At 55.0% G+C, this 6000-nt stretch carries 6 protein-coding genes and 1 pseudogene; 5 read left to right on the top strand and 2 right to left on the bottom strand.

All coding sequences use genetic code 11. The features are described from left to right. The first annotated feature begins 361 nt into the window (after nt 1-361). Genes BHD06_RS07220 through BHD06_RS07205 form a run of 4 tightly spaced genes read left to right on the top strand, consistent with a single transcriptional unit; the run spans nt 362 to nt 4377 of the window. Entirely contained in the window at nt 362-826 is a 465-nt protein-coding gene (locus BHD06_RS07220) for a TRAP transporter small permease (protein ID WP_080456304.1), read from the top strand. Continuing rightward, nucleotides 823-2100 carry a TRAP transporter large permease gene (locus BHD06_RS07215; RefSeq protein WP_080456303.1) on the top strand — a complete coding sequence of 426 codons (1278 nt, stop codon included), beginning with the start codon at nt 823-825 and terminating at the stop codon, nt 2098-2100. The genes BHD06_RS07220 and BHD06_RS07215 overlap by 4 nt, the downstream gene beginning before the upstream one ends. A gap of 15 nt (nt 2101-2115) precedes the next feature. Further along, the gene (locus tag BHD06_RS07210; protein WP_080456302.1) at nt 2116-2904 is read left to right on the top strand and encodes an HpcH/HpaI aldolase/citrate lyase family protein; all 789 of its coding nucleotides are present in this window, start codon (nt 2116-2118) and stop codon (nt 2902-2904) included. A gap of 3 nt (nt 2905-2907) precedes the next feature. Next, a complete protein-coding gene (locus BHD06_RS07205; protein WP_080456301.1) occupies nt 2908-4377 on the top strand; it encodes a xylulokinase in 1470 nt (489 codons plus the stop codon). On the opposite strand, the gene BHD06_RS07200 is transcribed toward BHD06_RS07205, so the two are convergent. Beyond that, nucleotides 4374-5333 carry a LysR family transcriptional regulator gene (locus BHD06_RS07200; RefSeq protein ID WP_080456300.1) on the bottom strand — a complete coding sequence of 320 codons (960 nt, stop codon included), beginning with the start codon at nt 5331-5333 and terminating at the stop codon, nt 4374-4376. The two genes, BHD06_RS07205 and BHD06_RS07200, sit on opposite strands and share 4 nt — an antisense overlap. 97 nt (nt 5334-5430) lie before the next feature. Continuing rightward, nucleotides 5431-5540 (bottom strand): annotated as a pseudogene (locus BHD06_RS22945) (IS6 family transposase); the annotation flags it as partial. Nucleotides 5541-5697: 157 nt separating this feature from the next. Here BHD06_RS22945 and BHD06_RS23660 point away from each other — a divergent pair. Further along, on the top strand, nt 5698-5850 hold the full coding sequence (locus BHD06_RS23660) for a hypothetical protein (protein ID WP_176214300.1): 153 nt from the start codon (nt 5698-5700) through the stop codon (nt 5848-5850). Nucleotides 5851-6000 lie beyond the last annotated feature (150 nt).

Below are 6000 nucleotides of genomic sequence, written 5' to 3'. Positions count from 1 at the left end.
GCCGCGATCTCCTGCACGGTCTTGTCACCACGTAGCGCTTCCAACGCCACCTTGGCCTTAAACTGGTCTGTAAAGTTCCGGCGCTTCGCCATTCTCGTATCCCTTCAAAGGTTTGGGATACACCTTAGCCGACTGTCCAGTTTTCTGGGACCACTTCAGATCTATTGGATACACTCGTTACTGAGCACGGTATGCAGGTAGTTGAAGTGGACAAGCAGCCGTTCGTGGATCGGGTGCCGCTAGTGATGGCCAAGTACCCAGAGTTTCAGGAACTCTACGACCAGATCCAAGCAGTCGAATAAACAGTCTGAATTAATCCACCTATCCCGCAATCGCGGGATAGGTGGATGGAGATGTGATAATGACCCGTCTGCTTAAATCTTTGGAAGTGGGGATCGGCAGCTTTTGCTTATTCGCCATGTTCTCGCTTCTGTGCATCAATATTGTGATGCGCTACGCCTTCAACTCGGCTGTTCCTTGGGTCGAAGAAGTGTCCAACTATCTCTTTGTCTGGGCGGGCTTCCTATCCTGCGCCCACTTGCTAGGCGAAGAGAAACATCTACGCGTCGACTTTGCTGTCAATCTCTTACCACTGAAAGCGCAGGCTGGCGCCAAGCTTTTCAATGACATGGTACTTGTCGTTTTCTTCGTCTCAATGGTGATCCCCAGCATCCGCTTGTTAGGCAAGCTGCGGACCACGCCATCTCTTAGGATGCCCGAGGCAATCCCATATTCGATCCTGCCGATCACAATGGTAATCTGTCTCGTTCACCTTGCTTCGCTTATTCGCCGCCACTACGCGGCCTACCGGGAGGCATCGGCATGAGCCTGGCAATTTTGCTTGTTGGTTTCACCGTATTGTTTCTGCTCGGGATGCCTGTCGCATTCGCAATGATCATCGCTGCTTGGGCTTACGTTCTATACAGCGGGTTCGACCTATCCTTTCTATCACTCCAGCTTTTTGCCGGGTTAGATTTCTTTGTTTTGTTGGCTATCCCCTTGTTCATCCTCGCCTCGGAAGTGATGGCCCGCACATCCGTTGCGCAACGGATCTTTGACTTTGCCCAAGCGATGGTTGGCGGTATTCATGGTGGGCTGGGCCATGTGAACACTGTCACTTCCGTGGTATTTTCAGGCATGTCCGGGTCCGCGGTGGCAGATGTCGGCGGGATTGGCCGCCTTAGCTATCGAGCAATGGTCAACCAAGGATATCCTGCGCCTTATAGTGCTGCAGTGACAGTCTCCAGCGCGGTAATCGGTCCGATCATTCCGCCATCGATTCCGATGATCGTCTTCTCGATGGTCTCGGGTGCGTCGATTGCAAAGCTCTTTTTTGCAGGCGCAATACCGGGGTTGATGATCGCCGTAGCGATCTTTGGGTATGTCTACGTCACGTCGCGCCGCCGAGGCTATCCCATGGACCAGCGTGCTAACTTCGCCCAGCTGGTCGCTGCCCTGATCGCGGGATTTCTGCCGCTGATGACGCCTGTCATCCTGTTAGCCAGCATTTACCTGGGCGTCGTTACGATTACCGAAGCCGCCGCCGTAGCCGTGCTCTATGCACTAGCACTCGGGATCTTTGTTTACCGAGCCTTGGGGCTGAAAGATTTTGTCGACTGCATGCGCTCGGTCTTTGTGACCTGTGGCCCGATTCTTATCTTGTTGCCCGCCGCCAAAGTTTTTGGGTTTGCCCTCACCGCCGAAGGCGTATCGCAGCATTTCGCCGTTTGGGTCACATCAATTTCAGAAAGCCCAATATTCATCTTGGTGGCCATTAACGTGCTGTTCCTCTTACTTGGCTGCATTTCGGACCCGAACGTTAACATCATGCTGTTCGTGCCTATCGTGATGCCATTGGCCAACATGATCGGGATCGATCCGATCCAGTTCGGCATGATTGTTGTCCTAAACTGCATGATCGGGCTGGCAACGCCACCTGTGGGAGGATTGCTCTTTGCCATCTGCGGAATGGAAAAGATCAGACTCGAAGAGGTCTTCAAAGCGATGTGGCCCTTCTTGGGGCTGCTCATCGGCGTCCTCGTATTGGTGTCCGCCTTCCCTGCCCTTTCGCTGTGGTTGCCCAGCGTCCTTTTTGACTAATCGAAAGTAGATATCATGACTATCTCTCCTGCCTGGATGAAACCGGCTCTTAGTGCCGGATCGGTATTGCGCGGCCTCATGGTTTCGGAATTGAAAACTCCGTTCCTAGGCGCGCTCCTAGACTCAATCGGAATGGATTTTGCAATTCTGGATCAAGAACATGGTAGCTATGGTCCGGACATGCTGGCTTCGCTTATGGCAGGCTTTCGCAACGGGCGGTGTCAGCCCATTGTCCGGGTACCGGAAATCAGGCGCGACGCCTTTCTGACGCCGCTTGAACTGGGCGCCGCAGGCGTGCTCGTGCCGCGTGTAGAAACTGCTGATGATGCGCGCTCCATCGTTGATTTCTGTCACTACGCACCATCGGGTTCTCGCGGTGTCAGCATGTCACGCGCCCACACCCGTTTTTCGCGCGTCAACCCCGCAGAGTACCTGCCGCAAGCTAACGCCGACCTCCTGATTGGGGTCCAGATCGAGACTGAAGCAGCACTGGATGCTCTGGATGACATCCTGTCGGTCGAAGGAATAGATATGGCTTTTATCGGCCCATCAGATCTAAGTGTGTCTTGCGGGATTTCGCCTAAGTTGACGTCGCCAGAAATGGCAACCCATGTTGATGCGATTCTGGCGGCATGCAAGCGTCACGGCAAATTCGGCGCACTTCAGACAACCGATTGGGAAGCTGCTTTGGCGCTGGTGCCGAATGGCCTCAGTGTGATTTCTGCCACCACCGACCTTGTGGCGCTTCAACACGGTATGAAGGCTGCACTGGGTGCGCTTAACACCTTGCCGAGCGCGAACTGAACAATGGCCGATAACGATTGTTTCCTTGGCCTTGATCTCGGGACCAGCAGCCTTAAAGCGGTTTTGACTGACAGGCACGGTGCCGTGCTTGCTGAAACGTCCGCGCATTATCCAACCTTACGGCCTCAAATCGGCTGGTCCGAGCAGGACCCCGCCGACTGGCTCACGGCGATGACCGCGACCGTTGCCGAGCTATATGCCAAAGCATCGCAGTACATGGAGCATCTGGTCGCGATCGGCTTTTGTTCCGCAGCTCATTCGCCGGTACTGCTCGATGCAGACGGTCAGGTGGTGCGCCCGGCGATCTTGTGGAGCGATCAGCGTAGTACAGTCGAGGTCGACTGGCTGATTGCCAATCACGGCCCGAAGATACGCCAGGTTACCTTGAACCAGCCGTCTTGCACCTGGACGTTGCCTCAGCTTGCTTGGGTGGCTGGGAACGAACCTGAATCCTTGGCACGCACAGTTTCCTTATTGTCTTCTAAAGACTACCTTATCTATCTGCTGACGGGACAGCATCAAATGGATTTGACGTCTGCAGTCGCGACCTTGCTTTATGATGTCGGTGAGCGACGCTGGGATCTCGAACTATGCGTACTTGCAGGCCTATCGCCGGAAGCTCTTCCCGAAGTTGTAGATTCTACGACGTGTGTCGGAAAGACTGGCGATGGTGCGAAGAGCTTTGGCTTGCCTAAGGGCGTCGCGGTGATCAGCGGTGCGCTAGATAGCGCCGCAGAAATCGTAGTCTGTGCCGGTCGGGCAGTTGCCCCGCCTGCGGTCATTCGCGTCGGATCATCGGCTGCAATTCTGGCCCCCGGAAAGCCTGTCTTCAAACAAGGCGTGCTGAATTACCCGCACGCTGTAATGCCGGGCCATTATTATCAGGCCGGGACGAATGCGGGGGCGGTTGCCCTTCAATGGGTGCGCCAGCTCGCCGGCGGGTTAGACCATTCCGAGGTTGACGCGATGGTCAAGGCAGCGCCGGCGGGTGCAGATGGCTTATTGTTTCACCCGTACCTGCAAGGTGAAAGAGCCCCGTATTGGAATCCCGATATGCGAGGAAGTTTCTCAGGTATTCATACTCGACATGATATAGGCCATTTCATTCGGGCAGTCATGGAGGGGGTCGCGTTCTCGCTCCGGGATTGCATTCAGCGCCTGGAACTTGACCTGGCCCATGACGTTACGGCCAGAGTGGCGGGCGGCGTGACACGCGGGAAAATCTGGCCGCAGATCCTCGCGGACGTCCTAGGGCGTCCGCTTGAAACAGTCGACCATGCTGAATCGGCTCTGGGTGCCGCGTTTATCGCGATGTGGGCCAAGTGCGGACCGACTGGTATCCCTGAGGTCTCCGCGCGGACAACGATCCGGCCTGATTTGGAAAAGACTGACCTCTATTCCGAGATGTTCGGTCGCTATCAACGATGGGCGGATTTTATGGATCGGGAAGCCCGAACAGGCGCTTGCCCCTAGGGGCTATCAATTTCCGAATAATGCATCCAGCCTTCGGGCAAGGATTGTAAGACCACGTCAGGTAAAAGATCAGTGCGTTTGCGGGCAAATTGCAGTAGCAGACGGGCGGCACGTGTCATCCGTTCTGGGACGAACGCAGCGCCTAATTGTTCGGAAAGGTTGTTTGTGTCGATATCCAAAGCGACAAGCCTGCCTTGCTCCAACAGGTCCACAACGGCCCAATCGCCAAGAAACGCAATGCCACTTTCGATTTCGCACAAGGTGCGGATCAAATGCGTGTCGTTGCTCTGACCAACGATATCAGGGGTGATTCCGTGCAGTGCAAAGAAGTGGTCGCTAATTGAACGGAAATTGATCCCACGCTCGTACAGGATGAATCGTTCGCGCGCGATATCCTTCGGTTTCACCCCTTTTACCCCTGCCAAGGGATGGTTCGGGTGAGCCACGATTAAGGTGCGGTGACTGCCTAACACCACCTGCTCTATTCTGGGGCTGCGATGCGCATATGGGATGGGGAGAAAGCCGATATCCAGAGCGCCGCTAAGGATGTCCTCTGCTGTGCGTTCGGTATGGGTTGTCGTCCGAATATCGAGCCTAATGTTCGGATACATGCGTCCGAACGCCTGATAAAGCCTTGCCCATATGAACGACGTGCCGGACGTGCTGGTTCCGACACGAATTCGGCCGTGGTACTCTTCTGGAGACAGATTGCCTGCCGGCATAAGAGATTGTCGCTGACGTAACAGGCTTTGCGCTTGGGGAAGCAGGTTCTTCCCAGCCTCAGTAATCTCACAGTGGCGTGCATTACGAACAAATAGAGGCTCCTTCAACTCTTCTTCCAGTCGCCGAATGGTCTGGCTGACCGCTGACTGAGACATACTCAGTTGTTCGGCTGCCAAGGAAAAACTCCCTGTTTCAGCGATGGCGACGAACGTTTGAAGATGGCGGAATTCCATGATTGAAGGCTAATGCGTTAGGGGAGTTTTTGCCAGAACTTGTCATCAGGCTTTGTCAGGTCGTTTTGTAGCGACGTGACCAGGATCCGCGCGCCGTTCAGGCAGCCATTTCCGCCGCATAGTTGTTTACAGGCTAAACGCGTCAGCCTGAGATCGGCGGTAGGATGTTGCGGAAAGGCGGTGGCGCTTTGGTCGGAAGATGTTGGCGGGTGTTGTTCGCCGTGGTGCTGCTGCGGTTTCGTCAAACGATGTCGGCCTGAAAAATCGGTGAACTTGACCTGTGTCAATCATGCAGCGGTGAATGGGAGTATATTGCAACCAACGGCCAAGAACTGCGCCATGATTCAAAACCAAGGAGACACAGATGAAAAACCTTATCGCCCTCGCGCTTGTCGGGATGCTGTCAGCTATCGCAGGATGCACCGATAGCCATCATTACCCTGTCAGCGGGGAGGAATGCGGCCCGAACGATCCGGTTCAGACCATGGATACCTCCGACTGCGTGCCTGTGGTGTAATCAGAGGCGGCAAATCCATTTGTCGGCACGCTGGCCCGCTACTCAAAGTAGCGGGCTTTGCCATTTGTGGGCCGCGCGTCGGTCAATTTCGAAAAACCAATGGGAAAGGTGCGGCGCTCTCTTCTTCAGGCTTTGCGGTGTTTGAGTGTC

This window comes from Roseovarius sp. A-2 (genome assembly GCF_002072155.1).
Lineage (GTDB): Bacteria > Pseudomonadota > Alphaproteobacteria > Rhodobacterales > Rhodobacteraceae > Roseovarius.
The sequence above is the reverse complement of the archived record's forward strand: the minus strand, read 5'-3'. Positions and strand labels throughout refer to the sequence as shown.

Coding starts and splice junctions, on each gene's coding strand:
- BHD06_RS07220 (WP_080456304.1), top strand. CDS start 362: ATGACCCGTCTGCTTAAATCTTTGGAAGTGGGGATCGGCAGCTTTTGC.
- BHD06_RS07215 (WP_080456303.1), top strand. CDS start 823: ATGAGCCTGGCAATTTTGCTTGTTGGTTTCACCGTATTGTTTCTGCTC.
- BHD06_RS07210 (WP_080456302.1), top strand. CDS start 2,116: ATGACTATCTCTCCTGCCTGGATGAAACCGGCTCTTAGTGCCGGATCG.
- BHD06_RS07205 (WP_080456301.1), top strand. CDS start 2,908: ATGGCCGATAACGATTGTTTCCTTGGCCTTGATCTCGGGACCAGCAGC.
- BHD06_RS07200 (WP_080456300.1), bottom strand. CDS start 5,333: ATGGAATTCCGCCATCTTCAAACGTTCGTCGCCATCGCTGAAACAGGG.
- BHD06_RS23660 (WP_176214300.1), top strand. CDS start 5,698: ATGAAAAACCTTATCGCCCTCGCGCTTGTCGGGATGCTGTCAGCTATC.